Consider the following 21635-nt stretch of genomic DNA (forward strand, 5'->3'; position numbering starts at 1 on the left):
GGGAGCGAGTCTACGGGGGCGGACGTCCCGAGCCGGTCAGCCGGACGGATGACGCCGTGAGGAGCCCGCGGCAGACCCAACCGGTAGCGTCCCGGGCCAGGGTGGGCGCTCCGACTCACGTCCGGCGGCGGTGCTGAGGAGGTTCCGTGAGTGACTCCATCACCGTGGTCTGGGACGACTCGCTCCTCGGCTACACGATGGGCGGCGACCACCCGCTGCACCCGGTGCGCCTCGACCTCACCATGCGCCTGGCCGACAGCCTCGGCGTGCTGGCCAGCGACCGGCTCGAGGTGCTCGAACCCACGCCGGCCGACGTCGATCTGCTCACCCTCGTGCACGACCCCGCCTACCTGGAGGCCGTCCGCCGCGCCCCGTCCGACCCCGAGGTCGGCCACGGCCTCGGCACGGCGGACAACCCCATCTTCGAGGGCATGTACGACGCAGCCGCGCTGATCACCGGTGGCAGCGTGCTCGCCGCCCGGCGGGTGCACGAGGGCAGCGCGCAGCACGCGGTCAACATCTCCGGCGGTCTCCACCATGCGATGCGCGACGCCGCGTCGGGTTTCTGCGTGTTCAACGACGCCGCGATCGCCATCGCGTGGCTGCTGGGCCAGGGCTACGAGCGGATCGCCTACGTCGATCTCGACGTCCATCACGGCGACGGCGTCCAGACGGCGTTCTACGAGGACCCGCGCGTGCTCACGGTGAGCATCCACCAGACCCCGCTCACGCTGTTCCCGGGGACCGGCTACCCGGAGGAGACCGGCGACGCCGACAAGGCCCTGGGCAGCGCCGTCAACCTCGCCCTGCCCAACGGCACCGACGACTCCGCCTGGCTGCGGGCGTTCACCGCCGTCGTCCCCAGCGTGCTGCGGACGTTCCAGCCGCAGATCATCGTCACCCAGTGCGGCTGCGACGCCCACCACGAGGACCCGCTCGCCGATCTCGCCCTCACCGTCGACGGCCAGCGGGCCAGCTACAAGGCGATGCACGAGCTGGCCCACGAGCTCTGCGACGGCAGGTGGGTGGTCCTCGGCGGCGGGGGCTACGGGCTCGTGCGCTGCGTCCCGCGCGCCTGGACGCACCTGCTGGCCGAGGTCGCCGGCAGCCCGCTGGACCCCGCGACCGAGATCCCCGAGTCCTGGCGCGAGGACGTCGGCCGCCGAGGACTGCGCGCCCGCCCGCCGACGCACATGACCGAGGGCGGGTACACCGGCTTCTCGCGGTGGGACAGCTTCACCGAGTCCCGGGTCGACCGGGCGATCATGCGTACCCGGCGCGCGGCGTTCCCCTACTTCGGCCTGGACCCGGACGATCCCCGTGACTGAGCCGACGACGACCGACCCGGGCACCACCGAGGAGGACCGGCCGCTGCCGCCCCCGCACTGGGAGGCCGACATCGTGGCCGCCGACGGGGGGACGGTCCACCTGCGCCCGATCTGCCCCGAGGACGGCGAGGCGCTGACCGGCCTGATGGACCGCAGCAGCGACCAGACCCGCTACTACCGGTTCTTCGGCCCCATGAAGCGGCTGTCCGACAAGGACCTGCACCGGTTCACCCACGTCGACCACGTCGACCGGGTGGCCTTCGTCATCCTGCTGGGCGACCAGATCGTCGCGGTCGGCCGCTTCGACCGGTACCCCGGCACCGACGACGCCGAGATCGCCTTCCTGGTCGAGGACGCCCACCAGGGCCGCGGCCTCGGGTCGGTCCTGCTCGAGCACCTCGCCGCGGCCGGCCGGGAGCGGGGGATCAAGAACTTCGTGGCAGAGGTGCTGGCCCAGAACAGCAAGATGGTGCGGGTCTTCCAGGACGCCGGCTACGAGTCCGAGCGTTCCTTCGAGGACGGCGTCGTCCACCTGACGTTCCCGATCGAGCAGACGGAGGACGCCCTCGCCGTCGCCTACGAGCGGGAGCAGCGCAGCGAGTCCCGGTCCATCGCCCGGCTGCTCCGGCCGTCCTCGGTCGCCGTCGTGGGCGCCAGCAACGACGACGGGAAGATCGGCAACGCGCTCCTGCGGCACCTGCTCGACTACGGGTTCGCCGGCCCGGTGTACCCGGTCAACCCCGGCGCCCGGCACGTGCGAGGTGTCCCCGCCTACGCCGACATCGAGTCCATCCCCGACGACGTCGATCTCGCCGTGCTCGCCGTGCCCGCCGACGAGGTCGCCGGCGTGGTCGAGGCCTGCCGGCGCAAGCGGGTGCGTGGCCTGGTGGTCGTCTCCGGCGGGTTCGGCGAGACCGGTCCGGAGGGGCGGGACGCCGAACGCCGGCTGGTGGCCGCGGCCCGCGCCTCGGGGATGCGGGTCGTCGGCCCCAACTGCCTCGGCATGGTGAACACCGACCCCGAGGTCCGGCTGAACGCCAGCCTCGCCCCGATGGTCCCCGGCCGCGGGCGGGTGGGCTTCTTCGCCCAGTCCGGGGCGCTGGGGGTGGCGCTGCTGGAGAACGCGCGCAGCCGCAACCTGGGCCTGTCCACCTTCGTCTCCGCGGGCAACCGCGCCGACGTCAGCGGGAACGACCTGCTGCAGTACTGGGCGACCGACCCCGGCACCGAGGTCGTCCTCCTGCACCTGGAGAGCTTCGGCAACCCCCGCAAGTTCGCCCGGCTGGCCCGCAGCGTCGGGCGCACGAAGCCGGTCGTCGCGGTGAAGAGCGGCCGGCACGTCAACGTCACACCCGGCCTGGCCGGGACGTCGGTCGCCGTGCCCGAGCAGTCGGTGGCCGCGCTGTTCTCCTCCGCGGGGGTCATCCGCGTCGAGACCGTGGCCCAGATGTTCGACGTCGGCACCCTGCTGGCCCACCAGCCGCTGCCGGAGGGCTCGCGGGTCGCGGTGGTGGGCAACTCCACGGCGATCGGGGTGCTCGTGGCCGACGCCGTCCTGGAGGAGGGCCTGGAGCTGGCGCAGGACGCGCCGGTCGACATCGGGGTGGCGGGCTCGGTGGAGGAGTTCCGCGCCGCCCTGCAGGCAGCGGTCGACGACGACACGGTGGACGCCGTCGTCGCGGTGTTCCTCCCGCCGCTGCGGGCCGGCTCCCAGGAGTACGGCCCCGCGCTCCGCGACGTCGCCCGGAGCTCCGCCAAGCCGATCGTGGCGAGCTTCCTCTCCACCGAGGGCATCCCGCCCGAGCTCGCCGTCCTCGACGAGGACGGCATGCCGGCGCGCGGCTCGGTGCCCTCCTACTCCACCCCGGAGCGGGCGGTCATCGCGCTGGCCAAGGTCGCGGAGTACGCCCGGTGGCGGCGACGCCCGGTGGGCGAGCTGCCCGAGCTGTCCGACGTCGACGACACCGGCGTCGAGGCGCTCGTCCGCACGGTGCTCTCCGACGCCCCCGCCGGCCGCGAGCTGACCGACGACGAACTGATCGCCCTGTTGGCGGCCTACGGCATTCCGCTGCTCGGCACCCGGACGGTGACCGACGCCGAGGAGGCCGTCGCCGCCGCGGACGCGGTCGGCTACCCGGTCGTGCTCAAGTCGACCGCCTCGTGGCTGCGGCACCGCTCCGACCTGGGCGGCGTGCGCCTGGACCTCGTCGACGCCGACGCCGTGCGGACCGCCTTCGCTGCCATCCCGTCCGGTGACCCGGTGATCGTCCAGGAGATGGCCGCACCGGGGGTGGCGACGGTGGTGGAGATCGTCGACGACCCGTCGTTCGGTGCGCTGGTCAGCTTCGGCCTCGGGGGAGTGGCGACCGACCTGCTCGGCGATCGCGCCTACCGGACGCTGCCGCTGACCGACCTGGACGCCGCCGAGCTGGTCCGGGCCCCGCGGGCGTTCCCGCTGCTGAACGGCTATCGCGGTTCCGAGCCGGTCGACCTCGAGGCGCTGGAGGACCTGCTGCTGCGGGTCGCCCGGCTGGCCGACGACCTGCCGGAGGTGCTGCGACTGACCCTGGAGCCGGTCATCGTCGGCCCGGCCAACCCCTGGCACGGCGGGCGGTCGCTCGTCGTCGCCGGGGGGAGCGCGCACGTCGGCCCCCCGACCGCCCGCGTCGACCCCGGCCCGCGGAGGATGCGCTCGCCGGTCTGACCGGCGTCCTGCCGCACGAAAACGGGTCCTCCCTCACCGTCGACGGTGAGGGAGGACCCGTTTCGATCAGCGACGCTGATCACGCTGGAGCCGTGGATCAGGCCAGGTAGTCGCGCAGCGCGTCGGCGCGCTCCGGGTCGCGGAGCTTGGCCATCGTCTCGCGCTCGATCTGCCGGACCCGCTCGCGGGACAGGCCGAACTGCTTGCCGATCTGCTCCAGCGTCCGCGGCTGGTGCCCGTCCAGGCCGAAGCGCAGGACGACGACATCGCGCTCGCGGTCCTCCAGCGTGGAGAGCACGCTGCGGACGTCGCCCTTCATCATCTGGAAGGCGACGGCGTCCTCGGCGACGGCGGCGTCGGCGTCCTCGATGAAGTCACCGAGGCGGGACTCCTCGTCGGCGCCGACGGTCTGGTCGAGGCTGACCAGGTCGCGGCTGTACTCCAGCAGCTCGGAGATGCGGGCCTCGGGCAGGTCCAGCTCGAGACCGAGCTCCTCGGCGGTGGGCTCGCGCTCCAGCTCCTGGTGCATGCGCCGGCGGGTGCGGACCACCTTGTTGACCTGCTCGGCCAGGTGGACGGGCAGCCGGATGGTGCGACCGGAGTCGGCCATCGCCCGGGTGATGGCCTGGCGGATCCACCACGTGGCGTAGGTCGAGAACTTGAAGCCCTTGGTGTAGTCGAACTTCTCGACCGCGCGGATCAGGCCGACGTTCCCTTCCTGGATGAGGTCCAGGAACGTCATGCCGTGGCCGGTGTAGCGCTTGGCCACGGAGACGACGAGCCGGAGGTTGGCCTCCAGCAGGTGCGCCTTGGCGGCCTTGCCGTCGATGGCGAGGGTCTTGTAGTCCCGCTTCTTGGCGGGGGTGAGGTCCGGCTTCTCGGCGAGGAGGCGCCCGGCGTAGAGGCCGGCCTCGATCCGCTTGGCGAGCTCGACCTCCTGCTCGGCGGTCAGCAGCGCGGTCTTGCCGATGGTGTTGAGGTACACGCGCACCAGGTCGGTGGACACCAGGCCAGTGGTGTCGGGCTCACGCCGCGGTGAGCGCACCTCGAGGGTGTCGTTGGGGGAAGACTGCAGCAGCGTCACGATGGGTCTTCGTCCTTGCCTTCGGTTCGGATGCATCCGCCGCGTCTTCGCGGGCCGTAGCGGTGCATCCAGGCGTCAAGTGCGGGCGGTGTCCGGGTTCTCCGGACCGGTCCCTGCCTCTTCTGTCCGATGTGGTACGCCCTGCACAACGGCTCGGACGGGGTCCCGTGTTCCACGATTCGGTCGTTCACAGCAAACCGACAGGGAGTGTCTTCGGTCACCCACGCATACCCGCCCGGGCGTCCCGTCTCACCTCATGAGGGACGCGAGTGTGGTTCTCCGACCTCCAGCAGCAGCGTCATCGGGCCCTCGTTGACCGACGACACCCGCATCCGGGCGCCGAAGACCCCGGTCGCGACGGTGCACCCGCGACGTCGCAGTTCGGCGCAGACCTCGTCGACCAGCGGCTCGGCCACTTCCCCCGGAGCGGCGTCCTGCCACGAGGGACGGCGCCCCTTGCGGGTGTCGGCGTAGAGGGTGAACTGGCTGACCACGAGCACAGGAAGCCCCAGGTCCGCGGCCGAGACCTCTCCGTCGGGGCCGGGGAAGATGCGCAGCTCGTGGATCTTGCGGGCCAGCGCCCGGGCGGTTCCCGTGTCGTCGCCGTGGGTCGCTCCGACCAGTGACAGCAGTCCCGGTCCGATCTCGCCGACGACGACCTCATCAACGGTTACAGCCGCTGTACTGACCCTGCTGACCACCGCGCGCACCAAGCCATTCAACCGGACAGTGGCCGACGGCGAGCTGGTCGAGGGTGCGCTCGAGTCACGCCCGGAGGAAGGCCTCGGCGAGTCCGGCCGGCTGGGTGAAGCAGGCCTCGTGGCTGCCGGGTGCGGGCTGGACGGGCACGCCGAGCCGCTCGGCGAACCGCGCCCAGCCGTACTCGCCGGGCGGCAGCGCGACGTCGTGTTCGCTGAGCACGTAGGCCAGTGGCACCCCGAGCTGGTCCGGCTCGATCGGGTCCACGATCTCGGTGAAGTACTGGTACGGCTGGGGCACCATCAGCGAGTGGACGATGCGCTGTGCCTCCTCGGCGGCGTCGTTCATGAACGCCGCCTGCCAGACCTCGAAGGGCAGGGCCACCGAGTTGTCGCCGGACGCCTCGGCCAGCGAGGCGAACAGCTGCTGGTACTGGGGCGGGACCTCGTCGTGCAGTGACCGGCCGGCGGCCGGGACGAAGGCGCTCCAGTAGACGACCTTGCGGAGCCGGGATGCGAGCGCTGGGGCCGCGCCGGTGATGGGGTAGCCGCCCCAGCTGTGCCCCACCAGCGTCACGTCCTGCAGGTCCTCGCGCTCGACGAGCTCGACGATCGCGCGGACCACGTCGGACAGGGAGTGCCGGGTCCGGTCGTCACCGTCGGCCAGTCCGGGCAGCGTGGGCGTGTGGACGGTGTGGCCGGCGGCGCGCAGGTGCTCGGCGACGGGGTGCCAGGCCCAACCGCCGTGCCAGGCGCCGGTGACGAGGACGAAGGGTGCGGACATGGTGTGCTCCTCTGCGTGGACGGCTGACGCCGGGGTTGGCGACCGTGGTTGTCACAGCCAGGTGGGGAGCGGGGAGTCGCGGTCTGCCGTCGACCGGGCGAGGCTGCGCCGTCCGGTGACCCAGGCCGCGACGTCGGCGAGGTCGCCGGTCGCCGTCGCCGGGCCGGCGCCCCAGTCGCGGGTGCCGGTGGTGAACCGGACGCCCGGGGTCTGGTCGCGCCGCTGCCAGGTTCGCGTCACGTCGTCGATCAGTTCGGTGAGGACGTCGTCCGGGACGTGCCCGAAGCCCAGGCCTGCGTCGAGGTCGACCGCGTGCACCCACACCTCGCGGCAGCGCATCCAGGGCACCTCCGAGGCCGTCACGGTGCGGCCCTGCGCCGTGCGGACCTCGGCGGTCCAGGCCTCCTCCGGCATCCCGCGCACGGCAGTCGCCAGCCGCCGCCCGGCCGCCCGGCAGTCGGCGACGAGGTCGGCGGCCGGCAGCGAGGCGGTCTCGGCGATGGCCGCGTCCCGCGCTGCCGCAGACGCATACATGGGGGTCGCCTCGCCGGTGCGTGCCCAGGTCAGGAGGTTGACCAGGGCGTCGGCGTTGCGGGCGACGTGTGCGACGACGGTCCGCCGCGGCCAACCCGGGAGGAGGGACGGCCCGTCGAGGTCGGGCTCGGGAAGGCGGTCGAGCGCGGTGGCGAAGAAGGCCTCGCCGTGCTCCCACCAGCCGAGCGTTCCCGGCGCGCTCACTACCCGGCCACGCAGGTGTTGCGGCACTCGCCGAGCCCGGCGATGGACGTGGTGAGCACCTGGCCCGGCTGCAGGTAGCGCGGCGGCGTGCGGGCGTGGCCGACCCCGCCTGGCGTGCCGGTGGAGATGATGTCGCCGGGCCGCAGGGTGACCATCGTGGAGACGTACTCGATCAGGGCGACGGGATCGAAGAGCAGGTCGGCGGTGGTGTCCTGCTGCACCGTCTCCCCGTCGATCTTCGTGCTGATCTCCAGCGACGGTCGGACCCCGCCGGCCAGTTCGTCGGGGGTGACGAGGTAGGGGCCGAGTGGGGTGGTCGCCTCCCAGTTCTTGCCCTGCAGCCATTCCTTGGTCCGGAACTGCCAGTCGCGGCAGGTGACGTCGTTGAGCACCGCGAAGCCGGCGATGGCGCGCTCGGCGTCGGCGCCGCGGGCGCGACGGACCGGCGTGCCGATGACGACGGCGAGCTCGCACTCCCAGTCGAAGGCGTCGGTCTCCGGTGGCCTGACGATGTCGTCGTTGGCCCCGACGAGGGTGTCGGCGACCTTGGAGAACAGCGTCGGGTACTCGGGTAGGTCGCGGCCCATCTCGAGGATGTGGGTGCGGTAGTTCAGCCCGACGCACACGATCTTGCCGGGGTGGGGGACGACCGGGGCGAACGCCGCGCCCCTGACCTCGCGCACCGGCTCGGTGGCGGCGGCGGCCCGCTCGGTCCAGGCCGGATCGGCGAGGAAGGCGCCGAGGTCGGGCGCACCGAGGTCGACGAGGACGTCGTCCTCGACCCGGACGGCGCGGGTGGTGCCCTCCAGGGTCCGGATCGTCGCCAGCCTCACCGGTCCACCGCCGCGCGGTCCAGGTGCAGGGCCTCGAAGATCGGCGTGTCGCTGAACCGGAACAGATCGAGAGCGCCGGAGTCGGAGTCCGAGCTGCCGGCCTCCGATCGCACCGACAGCGGCTGCCAGGAGGGGACGACGAACAGGTCGCCGCGGCTCACGCTCCACGAGCTGTCGCCGACGGTCACCGTGCCGCTGCCGTCGAACACCTGGTAGACCGACGAGCCGGCCTCGCGGCGTGGGGCGGTCTCGGTGCCGCGGCGGACGCGGTGCAGCTCGGCGCGGATGGTGGGCAGGACGTCGCCGCCGGTGGTCGGGTTGGTGTAGCGGACCGCGGCGTGGCCGGGCTCGACGGTGCCGGGGTGCCCCTCGGCCTCCAGCTCCAACTGGTCGGTCAGCGCGGCGTCGGTGTCGGCCCACCGGTAGTTCAGCAGCGGAGTGCCGACGGTGGCGCCGGGGGCCGACACCGGGCGCAGGCCGGGGTGGCCCCACAGCCGCTGGGAGCGGGAGCGCTCCGGCGTGGTCCGCTCCTCGTCGCTGATCGCCTCCCGGCCGAACTCGAAGAACTGGGACTCGGCGTTGTACTGGAACGGGATGTCCAGCCCGTCGATCCAGGCCATGGGCCGGTCGGCGGCGTTGTGGTGCGCGTGCCAGTTCCAGCCGGCCTGCGGCAGGAAGTCACCGCGCCTCATCGGCACGGGGTCGCGGCCGACGACGGTCCACACGCCCTCGCCCTCGACGACGAACCGGAACGCGTGCTGGGTGTGCCGGTGCTCGGGGGCGTTCTCGCCGGGCATCAGGTACTGGATCGCGGCCCACAGCGTGGGCGTGGCGTAGGGCTTGCCGCCCAGGGCAGGGTTGGCCAGCGCGATGGCGCGGCGCTCGCCGCCGCGGCCCACCGGGACCAGGTGGCCGGCCTGGTCGGCCAGCTGCAGGAGGTTCTGCCACCGCCACACGTGCGGGACGGCGCGGGACCGCGGGTGCACCGGCATGAGATCGCCGATCTCGGTCCACAGCGGGATCAGCAGCTCCTGCTCGAAGCCGCGGTACAGCTGCTCGAGCTCGGGCGTCGGCGTCGGCTGGTCCGGCGCGTCGACGGCGGTCAGCGAGACGGGCGAGGCGAGGTCCTGGGTCATGACAGAGCGTCCTCTCGTGCGGTGAGGCGGTGGGCGATGTCCTCGCGCAGCGCCTTCTTGTCGATCTTTCCGACCTTGGTGGTGGGCAGTTCGGCGACGATCTCGAGGTGTTCGGGCCACTTGTACGTGGCGACGCCGGCGGCGGCCATGGACTGCCGGAGGTCATCGAGGGCCAGCGTGGCGTCGGGCTTCAGGACGGCGAACAGGCAGACCCGCTCGCCCAGCACGGCGTCGGGCATGGCGACGGCTGCGACGGAGGCGACCTGGGGGAGCTGGTAGGCGAGGTTCTCGACCTCCTCGGCGCTGATCTTCTCGCCGCCACGGTTGATCATGTCCTTGTCCCGGCCCTCCACGACGAGGTTGCCGTCGGGACGGCGCCGGACGATGTCGCCGCTGCGGTACCAGCCGTCGGCGGTGAAGGCGCGGGCGTTCTGCTCGGGCGCGCGGTAGTAGCCGCGGGGCGTGTACGGGCCGCGGGTGAGCAGCGCGCCGGGCTCGCCGTCGGCGACGTCCTGGTCGAGCTCGTCGACGACGCGGACCTCGTCGCCCTCGCTCATCGGCCGGCCCTGCGTGCTGCAGATGACGTCCTCGGGGTCGTCGAGGCGGGTGTAGTTGAGCAGGCCCTCGGCCATGCCGAACACCTGCTGCAGCGTGCAGCCGAGTACCGGGCGGACGGTGCGGGCCACCTCGTCGGCCAGCCGGGCGCCGCCGACCTGGAGCAGTTGCAGGGTTCCGAGGTCCTGCGCGCCCACCTCGGCGGCGTGGGCGAGCCAGCGCTGGGCGACCGCCGGTACCGCCGCGGTGACGGTGACCCCTTCGCCGGCGATCGTGGCGAAGGCCCGCTCGGGCTCGGGAGAGGGCAGCATGACCACCCGGCCGCCGGTGAGCAGGGTGCCGAGGATCCCGGGGCAGGCCAGCGGGAAATTGTGCGAGGCGGGCAGCGACACCAGGTAGACCGAGTCGGGACCCATGCCGCACAGCTCGGCGCTGGCGCGGGCGTTGTAGGCGTAGTCGTCGTGGGTGCGGGCGATCAGCTTCGGCAGGCCGGTGGTGCCGCCGGAGAGCAGGAAGACGGCAACCGACCGGCTCGACGGCTGGTCGGCGTCCCACCGCTCGCGGGACGCCCGGGCGTCCGCGGACTCGGCGCAGAGCGTGGTCAGATCGACCTGGCCGGGGCGGACCTGGTCACCGACCACCAGGATCCGGTCGAGGGTCCCCGACCCCTCGCGCAGCGCCTCGGCCATCGCCGCGTGGTCGAAGCCGCGCAGCGTGGCCGGCACGGCGAGCGCCGCCGCCTCGCTGTGCGCGGCCAGGTAGCCGATCTCGTGCTGCCGGTGCGCCGGCAGCGCCATCACCGGCACGATCCCGGCGCGCAGGCAGGCCAGGGTGAGGACGACGAACTGCCAGCAGTTGGGCAGCTGGACGACGATGCGGTCGTCCCTCTCCAGGCCGAGGTCGTCGACCAGGCGGGCCGCCAGCCCGTCGGCGCGTGCGGCCAGGGAGCGGTAGCTGAGCCGGACGTCCCCGTCGACGAGCGCGATGGCGTCGGGGTGCGCGTCGGCGGCCGCCATCAGCTCGGCGCCCAGGGCCACCCCCCGCCACCACCCCCGCTCGGCGTAGCTGCGAGCGTCCTGCTCGGGCCAGGGGACGACCCCCTCGGCGATCGGGGGAACGGTGCGGCTGCCGGTCATGGACGGACCTCCCTGCCCAGGGTCAGGACGGCGTCGAGCGCGAGCAGCCCGTCGGCGGTCACGCGCAGCGGGTTGATCTCCACGTCGTCGACGTGGGGATGGGTGACGAGCAGGTCACCGAGGGCGGCCAGCACTCTGCCCAGGGCCGCTCGGTCGGCGACCGGGCCGCCGCGGAAGCCGTCGAGGAGGGCCCGGCCGCTCAGCTCGTCGGCGAGCGCGCCGGCGTCCTCGGCGGTCACCGGGGCCGGGGTGATGGCGACGTCTGCCAACGCCTCGGCGACCACGCCGCCCAGGCCGACCAGTACGACCGGCCCGAAGACGGGGTCCCGGGACGCCCCCACGATGAGGTCGACGCCGGCCGGAGCCATCGCCTCGACCAGGAAGCGAGTGGCCCCGATGGCCTCGAGTGCCTCGAGGGCGTCGTCCAGACCGGCGGCGTCCCGGATGCCCAGGTGCACGCCTCCGACGTCGGACTTGTGGGTGACCGCGGCGTCGAGCACCTTGACCGCGAGCGGGCCCGGCAGCTCGGCCAGCGCCCGGTGCGCCGCGGCCCGGTCCGAGCAGGGCCGCCGGGGCGGCGTCGCGATGCCGAGCTGTTCGAGGACGGTCTTGGCCTCGTCCTCGTCGAGGTCGCGCTGCGGCACGGTCGCCCGCATCGGCGGGCGCGGTCCGTCGATGCGCCGTCGGCTCCGGGCGCGCGCGTCGTCGACCAGGGCGGTGACGGCGACGGTGAGCGCGGTGGGGCCGTCCACGGCGGGGACGCCGTGCTTCCGCAGCGCCTGCCGCTGCGGCAGCACCTGGTCCGCCGGGCCGCCCAGCCCGACGACGACCGGTCCGGCGCTCGCGGACTCCACGGTGGCCGGAAGGTCCAGCGCGTCCGGCTCGGAGAGGGCGTAGACGCTGACGAGGTCGATCCCCGCATCGGCGGCGACCGTGGAGAGCACCCGACCGAAGGAGGGATCCGGGCGGCCGGTGTCGACCGGGTTGGCCTGGTACGTCAGCGGTGGCAGCAGGTCGGCGAGCGCCGTCCGGGTCGCCTGGGCCAATGGTGGGACGGCGACGCCACGTCCGCGCAGCCCGTCGACGTGCAGCAACCCGGGCCCGGCCTGCGCAGTGACCACCCCGACGCCGGGGTCGGGGCAGGGATCCAACCGCACCGCGGACAGGGCGATGAGCGCGTCCACCAGCTGGCGCTCGTCGTCGACGAGCACCGCACCGGCGGCCCGGAGCGCGGCACGGGTGGTGCGCCAGGAGGTGGCCAGCGCGCCGGTGTGCGAGCGGGCGAATTCCGCGACATCGTTGCGGCCGACGACCAGGGCGACGACCGGCTTGTGCACCGTGAGCGCCCGGAGCGCGTCCACGAGCGCGGGTCCGTCGGTCACCGACTCCACGTGCAGTCCCACCGCCCGGGTGGCGTCGTCCTCGGCCAGGTGGGTGAGCACCTCCGCGGCGGTGACGTCGACGGCGTTGCCCAGGCCGACCGCGAGGGAGGCGCCGAGGTCGGCGTCGGCGAGCAGGAAGGCCAGCGCGTGGTTCATCCCGCCGCTGGCCGCGACGACGGCCACCGGGCCGGCGGGCACCGCGGCCGCGCCGGGGACGAAGGAGGCGGTCAGGTCGCGGGACGGGACGAGGAAGCCGGAGGTGTTCGGGCCGAGCAGCGCGACGCCGGCGTCCCGGGCCGCCGCGAGCAGGTCCTGCTGGTACCCGGTCCCGCGACCGCCGGCCTCGGCGTACCCGCCCGAGCAGACCAGCGCTGCCCGCACCCCGGCCCGACCCGCGTCGGCCAGTGCCTGTGCGGAGACCGCCGCCGGCACGCAGAGCACCGCCAGGTCGAGGGGGTCGGGGGAGGCGGCGGCGGCGTCGGCGACGCCGGCGTACCGGCCGGCCGCCGGGTCGGCGTCGCGCGCGTTGACGCCGACGACGGTGCCCGGGAACCGCGTCAGCGACCGTGCCATGACCGCGCCGAGCTTGCCGGGATCGCGCGAGGCGCCGACGACCACGATGCCGCGGGGTGCGAACAGCGGATCTAGCCGGCTCACGACGGGTTCTCCACCGGTGCGCCGATCAGGTCCGTGCGACCGGAGAGGACGGCGGTCACGGCGACGTCCTCGGCCGCGGCGGCGTCGACCTCATCGACCAACAGGCTCACCGCACCGTGCTCGAGCCGCGCCGCCTCGCACAGCAGCCGGCGGGTCAGCGCGGTGCCGCCGCTCACCGCGACGAGCGCGGTGCCGGCCGCCGCGCCTTTCGCGACGGCGTCCAGGGCCGCCGGTAGCCGGGCTTCGTCGTCCGGGGCGGTCACCGAGAGCCCCCACGGGGTGCCGTCGTCGGTGGGCTCCGGCCGCAGGGGGAGGGGGCCACCGGGCAGGTGGACGGCGCCGTCGCCGACCACGACCACTCGACCGTCCAGGCGCTGGCCGGCGATCTCGATCGGGCTGTCCAGCGGCTCGGCGCCGTGGGCCTGCCGCCAGCGGTCGTGGACGTCGGTGACGAACCCGACGTCGCGGCGGCGCAGCTTGGACTCGGTCAGGCTGCGGGTGAAGAAGTGGTAGGCGAACTGCCACGCCGGCAGGGCGTCGTGCGAGCGGCCGAAGTGCTCCCACCACGACAGGCTGGGGCGCGCGGAGTCCTGGATCTTCGCCACCTGGGGCCGCCGCACGGTCTCGCAGGCAGCCAGCGCGGCGTCGACGTCGTCCCCGCGCTCGTCGAGGGCGGCCGCCAGCGCGACAGCGTCCTCCATCGCCATCTTCGTGCCGGAGCCGACCGAGAAGTGGGCGGTGTGCGCGGCGTCGCCCAGCAGCGCGATCGCGGTCCGGTCGACCCGGTGCCGCCAGCGCCGGGCGCGGCGGGTGCGGAAGTTCCCCCACCGGGAGTTGTTGACCAGCAGCGGGTGCCCGTCGATCTGCTCGGCGAACAGCTCCTGCAGGTAGGCCTTGGTTTTCTCGTCGTTGGGGCCGGGCGGCTGGGTGACGTCGAACTCGTCCAGCCCGGCGGCCCGCCACGAGTCCTCGTCCGTCTCGACGATGAAGGTGGAGACGCCGTTGCCGATCGGGTAGCCGTGGACGGCGAAGACGCCGTGCGGCCCGCGCTCGTGCACGAACGTCAGCCCGGTGAACGGGTAGGTGGTGCCCAGCCAGATGAACTTGGCCGTGGCGGTCTCGACGCTGGGCTCGAAGACGTCAGCGAACCGGTGGCGCAGCCGGGAATTGGCGCCGTCGGCGGCGACGACCAGGTCATAGCCGGCTGCCACCAACTCGGCGGGGTCGACCTCGGTGGAGAAGCGCAGGTCGACGCCCGCCTCGACGGCGCGCTGCTGCATCAGCCGCAGCAGCGTCCGGCGCTCCACGGCCGCCATCCCGTTGCCGCGACACAGGAACCGCTCACCGTGCAGCCGGACCTCGATCGGGTCCCAGTGCACCCCGTGCTCGGTCAGCGCCGTTCGCAGCACCGGGTCGGCGGCGTGGATGCCCTCCAACGTGGCGTCGGAGAAGACGACTCCGAAGCCGAAAGTGTCCTCGGCACGGTTGCGCTCGAAGAGCGTCACCTCCCGGCCGGGGTCACCCGCCTTGGCCAGGGTGGCCGCGAGCAGCCCGCCGGGGCCACCACCGAGTACTGCCAGCCGCATCGCGGATCCCCCAGTACCTGTGTCACTTCCACGCGGAGCGGCGTTAGACTGACACAGGTCCTGTCGATGGCACAACCGTCCAGCGACAGCTCCGTCGGCCCGTCGCGGGACGGCTCGCTCGTCGCGGAGCTGAATCTGGGCTGGGCCGGACGATGGCCGCAGGGCCCGGACTGGCGAGGAGACAGATGAAGCCGCGATCCGTCGTCTTCGACCTGTTCGGCGACCATCTGCGCTACCACGGCGGCGCGGCCCGCACCCAGGTGTTGGTGGACCTGCTCGAGGTGTTCGGCGTGGGCGAGCCGACCGCGCGCATCGTCCTGGCCCGCATGCGCAAGGAAGGGTGGTTCGACACGCATCGCGAGGGCCGCCAGGTCGTGCACACGCTGTCCGACAAGGCGTGGCGGCTGCTTGACGAGGGCCGGACGAGGATCTTCGAACGGGGGCATCAGCCGTGGGACGGGCAATGGCGCATGGTGATCTACGCGGTCTCGGAGCAGGACCGGGCTGAACGAGAACGCCTGCGCCGGACGCTGTCGTGGCTGGGGTTCGGGCCGCTGGCCACGGCCACCTGGATCAGCCCCCACGAGGCGCTTGACGACGTCGAGCGCGCACTTTCGGGCACGTCGGCGCGGCTGGACCTGCTGACGTGCCGGTCCCGCGACCGGGCCACCGACCTGGACATGGTGGACCGCGCCTGGGACCTCAAGACCCTCGGCCGCGACTACCAGGATCTGGTCGCCCGGCTCGAGGCCTTGCCTCCCGTGGCCGAGCTCGTGGCGATGTCCGGTCCCGACGCCCTGCGGCGGCGGATCGAGCTGGTCGCCGACTACCGGCACTTCCCGTTCCGTGACCCCGACCTGCCCGCCGACCTGCTCCCGGCCGACTGGCCCGGGGGTCGGGCGCACGAGCTGTTCATCGTTGCCCACGAGGCGCTGAGTGCGCCGGCCGATGCTCACGTCGCGGCGGTCCTGGACCGTCACGCGGGCTGAGTCGCCAACCCCGTCGGTCCGACGAGACGCTCCGGTGGGCCTTCCGGGGCAGCGAGGGGCCAGCTCGGCTCGTTGGCTTCTCGCTGAACGCTGAACGCTGAACGCTGAACGCTGAACGCCGACCGCCGACCGCCGACCGCCGACCGCCGACCGCTTTCTCGCCGACCGTCACGCGCCACGATCGGCAGCGTGTCGACCTACAGATTGCTGAGGATCCCGCGGCCGGTGACCTGCTCGGTCGCGATCTGCTCGCGCTGCTGACCGGGACGTTGCTCGACCAGCACATGCGTCGACGAAGGCAGCGACGTGCGAGCCGCAGCATGCCCGTGGACACGTGCTGACTCGTCGACTACTCGGCGGGCCGGAATGCCCTGTTCCTCCGGGCGGAGCTAGAAGGGTGGCGGATCGCCGCCCGGTTCGGCCGGTGGTGGCTCGGGTGGGGGCCTCCGCAGGCCTGGTGGCCTGGTCGTGCGGGTGACGCCGGAGGGGGTGGTGACCTGCAGGGTGCCGTCGGGGTCCATGACGAAGCGCCAGCCGCGGGCGAAGGTCTTCAGCCGGTGATGGGAGCGGCACAAGCAGCAGAGGTTCGTGCACGTCGTCGCACCGTCGCAGGCGTGCGGGATGACGTGGTCCAGATCGGCCCAGCCCACCCGCTGCCCGCAGTTGGGCATCCGGCAGGTGTGATCCCTCGTCTGGACGAACGTCTCCTGCCGGTCGGTGGGCTCGTAGCCCTCGCTGTCCGGGGGCGTGCCGAGCACCGGGCAGCCGCAGTTCCCGCCCGGATGCTCGGCGCAGCCCTTCTTCGCCACCCGCAGCAGCTCGGCGACCGTGGTGGTGGCCAGCAGCCGGCCGTCGGCGTCGGTGATCGCGAACGTCAGAGTGCCGCCGTGCGGTGTCTGCAGGCCCAGGGCGCCGATCCGGGCGAGCAGGTCGCGGGCGTGCGCCGCGGTGATCGCCAGCCCGTTGACCGACCCCGCCTGCGTGGATCCGCCCTGCAGGGAGTCGAGGGTGGCGGTGATCGTCAGATGGGCGGTGGCGTCGGGCTGGTCGTGCCCGCCGGGGCGGCGCAGCAGCAGGGAGAACAGCTCGGTGCGGATCTGGGCGATCGGGCGTGGGTCGCCGTCGGCCTTGGCCATCGTGGCCAGCTGGTCGATCACCGTGTAGGCCTCGGCCGCCTCATCGGCGGCCAGTTCCGCGCCGAGGGTGGCCATGCCGTCGGAGCCGGGCTGCAGGAAGACGTCGGCGCAGCGCTTGGCCTGCTCGCGGCGCTCATCGGCAGCCGTGGCGTCCAGCGCGAGCAGCAGCTCCAGCGCCCGGGTCTTCAGCCTGGCCACGGACAGGTCGACCGCCTCGGGCAGCAGCATGGTCTCGATCGCCCGCGCCAGGTCGGGGCGGGTGCTCCCGAGCACGTCCGCGAGCGCCGCCGCGCGGGCCAGATCCAGCTCCCCCCGGGAGAGCGCGCGGTAGGTGGCGGGCAGGTTCTCCTGCCACCCCCGCGCCCGGTGGTGCAGGTGGTTGGCGGTGCCGCGGCCGCGGTTGAGCACCATCGCCAGCTCCCCGGCGAAGAACTCACTGACCCCGACCGGATCGTTCCCGGCCGCCCAGCCGGGCGTGCGCGCCCCCGGGGTACCGGCCGGGGGGTCGTGCTCGTCGGAGGTCAGCTCGGCCAGCCGCACGATCAACTCCGCCTCATAGGCGGCAGCCATCGCCTGCCGGCGCTGCTGCTGGTGCAGCTCCGCGGCCGCCTGCTCCTTCGACAGCAACGCCACCGGCAGCCGCGACGGGCTGACCGGCTGGTCGAGCAACCAGTCGATCAGCACGCCCTCGACGGTCGAGGAGCCGGAGATCTTGGGCACACCGACAAGCTAAGGCAGGGGTACGACACTATTCGGCGGATGAACAGTGACGTCGCGGAGTGCGGCTGAACGTCGGATGTCCATCACTCACCTCGACCACGCACGTGGGCGCGCCGATGGAACGCCCGGCGAGCCGACCGGGATCGACGGTCGGGCGCTTCCTGCTGCGCCGCGGAACCATCCCCGGGGTTCGGTGAAGCTGGCGATTCGTCGGCTCCCCTGCAGCACCGCCCGTGCGGAACAAGCCGACGCCCGGGCCGTGTCACCAGGAGGACGCGACGCGATCGGGACGGGGGCGCGCGGACGCCCCGGCCCGCACGACGCGAGCCGGGGCGTCCACGAGGGAGTGCTTACCGCAGGTCGAAGCGGTCGAGTTCCATCACCTTGACCCAGGCTGCGACGAAGTCCCGCACGAACCGCTCCTGAGCGTCGTCGGCCGAGTAGACCTCGACGATGCCGCGCAGGATCGAGTTCGAGTTGAACACGAGGTCGGCGGGGGTGGCCGTCCGCACGACGGTGCCATCGGCGTCCAGACCCTCGTACACACCTTCCGTGTCGGCCGAGGTGCGCCACGAGACACCGAGGTCGAGCAGGTTGCGGAAGAAGTCCTGCGACAGCACGCCCGGCCGGTCGGTGAACACGCCGTGCTGCACGCCGCCGGTGGTGGCGCCGAGCACGCGCAGCCCGCCGACCAGCAGGGTCATCTCCTTCGGCGTCAGCTCCAGCATGTAGGCCCGGTCGACGAGCAGCGTCTCCGGAGCCAGCTTGCTGCCCGGCTGGATCCAGTTGCGGAAGCCGTCGGCCCGCGGCTCGAGCCAGCGGAAGTTGTCGACGTCCGTCTGCTCCTGGGAGGCGTCGGTGCGGCCGGGCGTGAACGGCACGGTCACCTGGACGCCGGCGTCGGCCGCGGCCTTCTCCACCGCCGCGCTCCCGCCGAGCACGATGAGGTCGGCGAGCGAGACCCTCCTGCCGCTCTCGGACTCGAACTCGCCCTGCACCCGCTCGAGCACCGGCAGCACGTCGCGGACGCCCTCGTTGACCGCCCAGCCGATCTGCGGCTCGAGGCGCAGCCTGGCCCCGTTGGCGCCGCCGCGCTTGTCCGTGCCGCGGTACGACGCTGCCGCGGACCAGGCCGTGTGCACCAGCTGCGACACGGTCAGGCCGGAGGAGAGCAGACGCTGCTTGAGGTCCGCGATCTCCGGCTCACCGACCAGATCGTGCTCGACCTCGGGAACCGGGTCCTGCCAGATGAGCTCCTCGGCCGGCACGTCGGGGCCGAGGTAGCGGCTCTTCGGGCCCATGTCGCGGTGCAGGAGCTTGAACCACGCCCGTGCGTACTGGTCGGCGAAGTACTCGGGGTCGTTCGAGAAGCGCTCCGAGATCGCGCGGAACCCGGGGTCCATGATGAGAGCGAGGTCGGTGGTCGCCATCATCGGCGGGTTCTTCTTGCCCTCGATGTGCGCGTCGGGGACGAGCTCCTGCGCCTCGGGGTTCTTGGGCTGCCACTGCTTGGCGCCGGCGGGGCTCTCGGTGAGCTCCCACTCGAAGCCGAACAGGGTCTCCCAGTAGGAGTTGTCCCACTGCGTCGGCGTCGGGGTCCAGGCGCCCTCGAGACCGCTGGTGATCGCGTCGGCGCCCTTGCCGGCGCCGTGCTGGCTGATCCAGCCGAGGCCGTTGCCGTGCACCGGGCACCCCTCGGGCTCCGGGCCGATGAGCTCGGGGTTGCCGGCGCCGTGCGTCTTGCCGAAGGTGTGGCCGCCGGCGATCAGGGCGACGGTCTCCTCGTCGGTCATGCCCATCCGGTTGAAGGTCACGCGGATGTCGTGGGCCGAGGCGACCGGGTCGGGCCGGCCCTGCGGTCCCTCCGGGTTGACGTAGATCAGGCCCATGGTGACCGCCGCCAGGTGGCCCTCGTCGAGGTCGAGCGGGACGTCCCCGCTGTAGCGCTCGTCGCCGAGCCAGGTGTCCTCCGGCCCCCAGAAGACCTCCTCGGGCTGCCAGGTGTCCTCGCGGCCGAAGGCGAACCCGAAGGTCTTCAGGCCCATGTCGTCGTGCGCGACGTTGCCGGCGAGCACGAGCAGGTCGGCCCAGGAGAGCGTGCGGCCGTACTTCTGCTTGATCGGCAGCAGCAGGCGGCGTGCCTTGTCCAGGTTGGCGTTGTCCGGCCAGCTGTTGAGCGGGGCGAAGCGCTGCGCGCCCTGGCCGCCGCCGCCCCGGCCGTCGGCGATGCGATAGGTGCCGGCCGCGTGCCACGACATGCGGATGAACAGGGGGCCGTAGTGACCCCAGTCGGCCGGCCACCAGTCCTGTGAGGTGCGCATCATCTGGGCGACGTCGCGCTTGAGTTCCTCGACGTCCAGCTTCGCGAACTCGGTCTTGTAGTCGAAGTCCGCACCGAGCGGGTCGGAGTCCGTCGAGGGCTTGTTCAGCACCGACAGGTCGACCTGGTTGGGCCACCAGTCCCTGTTTCCGCGGGGCCGCTGGTCGGTGGAGGCGGTCGGCGACGGGATCGCCGGGTTCTCGCTCTCGCTGGTGCTCTCGGTGTGGACCTTGTCGGTCTCGTCAGTCACGGCGGACCTTTCTGGGCGTCGGGCGGGAGGGGGAGCGGTCGGTGGATCAGGCGGCCGCACAGCTCGGGCAGCGACCCCAGAAGACGACCTCGGCCTCGTCGACGGCGAAGCCGCCGTCGTCGGAAGGGGTGAGGCATGGGGCCGCGCCGACGGCGCAGTCGACGTCGACGATGGCGCCGCAGTCGCGGCAGACCAGGTGGTGGTGGTTGTCGCCCACGCGCGCCTCGTAGCGGGCCACCGACCCTCGCGGCTGGATGCGCCGGACGAGGCCGGTGTCGGTGAGCACCCGCAGGACGTCGTAGACGGCCTGGTGGGAGATGGCGTCCACACGCGTGCGCGCGGCGCCGATGAGAGCCTCGGTGTCGAGGTGTGGGTGCGCATGCACGGCGTCCAGGACCGCCAGGCGCGGACGTGTGACGCGCAGGCCCACGGCGCGCAGGTCGCGTTCGAGCTCTGCCGGGTCGGGCACGAGTAGATCCTGGCGCGCTTCCTTGGAAGGAGTCAAGAAACGCGTGGCCCCGACCGGCAGCCCCTGCAGGCTCGTCGGCGCCGACGACAGTCTGCGCCGACGCTCGGCCGGTGGACGTCCTCCGCCCGTGCACTCGGTGCGGCTCTGGTCCGAGTCCCTGTCGCGGCCGTGCGGTCAGACGTCGACGCCCGACAGTCGGGTCGTGCGGTCCCCGAGCCGCGCTGGTCCGAGGCCCATCGGGGCGTCGTCATCGGGCTGCGTTGAGGCACACTTCCTCGTGCCGGAACTCCGCATCGCCCAGGACGACGCCGCCGACGACCGCCTCGGGCGCGACCCGCTCGCGCTGCTGATCGGGATGCTGCTGGACCAGCACGTGCGTCGACGAAGCAGCAGGCTCGTCTTCCCAGGAGCGATGCAGGCCGGGGTGTGGGTGTAGGTCAAAGACCGAGATACCGGGTGACGGCGACCTCGACGTCCTCGAGTTCGTCGCGATGGAGGAAGAACGCGGGCTCTTCTTCGATGAACTGCACGTCGACGGTTCGCAGATGATCGACAAGGAACCGGGTGGGGATTCCGCCGAGCGCGATCTCGGGCCGGAAGACGGCCGGCTGCGCCTGCGTCGACGTCGGGACGATCGTGGCGACGCTCCAGGCCATGTCGGTCGGGCTGAGGACCAGGCCGTAGCGCCGGCCGCGCTGCTCGTGTCCACGACGGGCCTCGCCGAGGTCGACCCGGTAGACGGCGCCGCGGATCACCAGGCGTCGGCTTCGTCGGACAAGTCCTCGTCGGCCAACCGCTCTGCGTCGGCACGCGCTCGCGCAAGCCACGCTTCGCGGTCCAGAAGGCGTAGTGCGCGACGAATGACGTCGGTCGTTCGCTCGTCGTCCCGAATGGCCTCACGGATGATCCGCTCGTCGTCGTCGGTCGGACGGAATCCGATCGTCTTGCTCATGCCTTGATGTTATACACCTGCTTTACATCTGTTCAACCGTCCTGTGGAGTCGAGGCTCCGTTGGCAGTGGGCGCCTTCGCTCCGACTGGCCGCGGCGGCACATCGTGGACGCTCGCCGCGGGGTGCGGCAGGGGAAGGGCGACAGCCGACGCGCAGCTCGCCGGCCACAGGGGGGATT

At 72.8% G+C, this 21635-nt stretch carries 18 protein-coding genes; 4 read left to right on the top strand and 14 right to left on the bottom strand.

Annotated features, from left to right (window positions below):
* Window positions 1-146 precede the first annotated feature (146 nt).
* A complete protein-coding gene (locus tag FHU33_RS08265) occupies window positions 147-1328 on the top strand; it encodes an acetoin utilization protein AcuC (RefSeq protein WP_142024909.1) in 1182 nt (393 codons plus the stop codon).
* Window positions 1321-4032, top strand: coding sequence for a bifunctional acetate--CoA ligase family protein/GNAT family N-acetyltransferase (locus FHU33_RS08270; protein ID WP_142024910.1), 2712 nt, complete (start codon window positions 1321-1323; stop codon window positions 4030-4032). Before FHU33_RS08265 ends, FHU33_RS08270 begins: the two co-directional genes overlap by 8 nt.
* A gap of 97 nt (window positions 4033-4129) precedes the next feature.
* On the opposite strand, the gene sigB is transcribed toward FHU33_RS08270, so the two are convergent.
* The 9 genes from sigB to FHU33_RS08315 form a co-directional block, all read right to left on the bottom strand.
* Window positions 4130-5116 carry an RNA polymerase sigma factor SigB gene (sigB, locus tag FHU33_RS08275; RefSeq protein ID WP_142024911.1) on the bottom strand — a complete coding sequence of 329 codons (987 nt, stop codon included), beginning with the start codon at window positions 5114-5116 and terminating at the stop codon, window positions 4130-4132.
* Between the two features lie 254 nt (window positions 5117-5370).
* Complete coding sequence (gene dtd, locus FHU33_RS08280) at window positions 5371-5817, bottom strand: D-aminoacyl-tRNA deacylase (RefSeq protein WP_342778633.1); 447 nt, start codon at window positions 5815-5817, stop codon at window positions 5371-5373.
* A 64-nt stretch (window positions 5818-5881) separates the two neighbouring features.
* The gene (locus FHU33_RS08285) at window positions 5882-6598 is read right to left on the bottom strand and encodes an alpha/beta fold hydrolase (RefSeq protein WP_142024913.1); all 717 of its coding nucleotides are present in this window, start codon (window positions 6596-6598) and stop codon (window positions 5882-5884) included.
* 51 nt (window positions 6599-6649) lie between these two features.
* A complete protein-coding gene (locus tag FHU33_RS08290; RefSeq protein ID WP_170182358.1) occupies window positions 6650-7336 on the bottom strand; it encodes a maleylpyruvate isomerase family mycothiol-dependent enzyme in 687 nt (228 codons plus the stop codon).
* Window positions 7336-8169, bottom strand: a complete 834-nt coding sequence (locus tag FHU33_RS08295; protein ID WP_142024915.1) for a fumarylacetoacetate hydrolase family protein — start codon at window positions 8167-8169, stop codon at window positions 7336-7338. The genes FHU33_RS08290 and FHU33_RS08295 overlap by 1 nt, the downstream gene beginning before the upstream one ends.
* Window positions 8166-9305 carry a cupin domain-containing protein gene (locus FHU33_RS08300; RefSeq protein WP_142024916.1) on the bottom strand — a complete coding sequence of 380 codons (1140 nt, stop codon included), beginning with the start codon at window positions 9303-9305 and terminating at the stop codon, window positions 8166-8168. Before FHU33_RS08300 ends, FHU33_RS08295 begins: the two co-directional genes overlap by 4 nt.
* Window positions 9302-10996 carry a (2,3-dihydroxybenzoyl)adenylate synthase gene (locus FHU33_RS08305; protein ID WP_142024917.1) on the bottom strand — a complete coding sequence of 565 codons (1695 nt, stop codon included), beginning with the start codon at window positions 10994-10996 and terminating at the stop codon, window positions 9302-9304. The genes FHU33_RS08300 and FHU33_RS08305 overlap by 4 nt, the downstream gene beginning before the upstream one ends.
* A complete protein-coding gene (locus tag FHU33_RS08310) occupies window positions 10993-13035 on the bottom strand; it encodes an acetate--CoA ligase family protein (RefSeq protein WP_142024918.1) in 2043 nt (680 codons plus the stop codon). Before FHU33_RS08310 ends, FHU33_RS08305 begins: the two co-directional genes overlap by 4 nt.
* On the bottom strand, window positions 13032-14621 hold the full coding sequence (locus tag FHU33_RS08315) for an FAD-dependent monooxygenase (RefSeq protein ID WP_142024919.1): 1590 nt from the start codon (window positions 14619-14621) through the stop codon (window positions 13032-13034). The genes FHU33_RS08310 and FHU33_RS08315 overlap by 4 nt, the downstream gene beginning before the upstream one ends.
* 185 nt (window positions 14622-14806) lie before the next feature.
* On the opposite strand from FHU33_RS08315, the gene FHU33_RS08320 reads away from it, so the two are divergent.
* Complete coding sequence (locus FHU33_RS08320) at window positions 14807-15610, top strand: PaaX family transcriptional regulator (protein WP_142024920.1); 804 nt, start codon at window positions 14807-14809, stop codon at window positions 15608-15610.
* Between the two features lie 389 nt (window positions 15611-15999).
* On the opposite strand, the gene FHU33_RS08330 is transcribed toward FHU33_RS08320, so the two are convergent.
* The 3 genes from FHU33_RS08330 to FHU33_RS25380 form a co-directional block, all read right to left on the bottom strand.
* On the bottom strand, window positions 16000-17466 hold the full coding sequence (locus tag FHU33_RS08330) for an HNH endonuclease signature motif containing protein (RefSeq protein WP_170182359.1): 1467 nt from the start codon (window positions 17464-17466) through the stop codon (window positions 16000-16002).
* Between the two features lie 350 nt (window positions 17467-17816).
* Window positions 17817-20036 (bottom strand): catalase/peroxidase HPI, encoded by a 2220-nt coding sequence (katG, locus tag FHU33_RS08335; RefSeq protein WP_211355044.1) that lies wholly within the window; start codon window positions 20034-20036, stop codon window positions 17817-17819.
* A gap of 46 nt (window positions 20037-20082) precedes the next feature.
* Window positions 20083-20505, bottom strand: a complete 423-nt coding sequence (locus tag FHU33_RS25380) for a Fur family transcriptional regulator (RefSeq protein ID WP_211355045.1) — start codon at window positions 20503-20505, stop codon at window positions 20083-20085.
* 277 nt (window positions 20506-20782) lie between these two features.
* On the opposite strand from FHU33_RS25380, the gene FHU33_RS25735 reads away from it, so the two are divergent.
* On the top strand, window positions 20783-20941 hold the full coding sequence (locus FHU33_RS25735) for a hypothetical protein (RefSeq protein WP_246063406.1): 159 nt from the start codon (window positions 20783-20785) through the stop codon (window positions 20939-20941).
* A gap of 1 nt (window position 20942) precedes the next feature.
* On the opposite strand, the gene FHU33_RS08345 is transcribed toward FHU33_RS25735, so the two are convergent.
* Window positions 20943-21260, bottom strand: coding sequence for a type II toxin-antitoxin system PemK/MazF family toxin (locus tag FHU33_RS08345; RefSeq protein ID WP_142024922.1), 318 nt, complete (start codon window positions 21258-21260; stop codon window positions 20943-20945).
* Window positions 21257-21457 (bottom strand): hypothetical protein, encoded by a 201-nt coding sequence (locus FHU33_RS08350; protein WP_142024923.1) that lies wholly within the window; start codon window positions 21455-21457, stop codon window positions 21257-21259. Before FHU33_RS08350 ends, FHU33_RS08345 begins: the two co-directional genes overlap by 4 nt.
* Window positions 21458-21635 lie beyond the last annotated feature (178 nt).

This window comes from Blastococcus colisei (genome assembly GCF_006717095.1).
Classification (GTDB): domain Bacteria; phylum Actinomycetota; class Actinomycetes; order Mycobacteriales; family Geodermatophilaceae; genus Blastococcus_B; species Blastococcus_B colisei.

Bases quoted from the DNA above. Each gene is read 5' to 3' on its own strand.
- FHU33_RS08285 (WP_142024913.1), bottom strand. From the start codon at position 6,598: ATGTCCGCACCCTTCGTCCTCGTCACCGGCGCCTGGCACGGCGGTTGG.
- FHU33_RS08315 (WP_142024919.1), bottom strand. From the start codon at position 14,621: ATGCGGCTGGCAGTACTCGGTGGTGGCCCCGGCGGGCTGCTCGCGGCC.
- FHU33_RS08350 (WP_142024923.1), bottom strand. From the start codon at position 21,457: ATGAGCAAGACGATCGGATTCCGTCCGACCGACGACGACGAGCGGATC.
- FHU33_RS08300 (WP_142024916.1), bottom strand. From the start codon at position 9,305: ATGACCCAGGACCTCGCCTCGCCCGTCTCGCTGACCGCCGTCGACGCG.
- FHU33_RS08320 (WP_142024920.1), top strand. From the start codon at position 14,807: ATGAAGCCGCGATCCGTCGTCTTCGACCTGTTCGGCGACCATCTGCGC.
- FHU33_RS08305 (WP_142024917.1), bottom strand. From the start codon at position 10,996: ATGACCGGCAGCCGCACCGTTCCCCCGATCGCCGAGGGGGTCGTCCCC.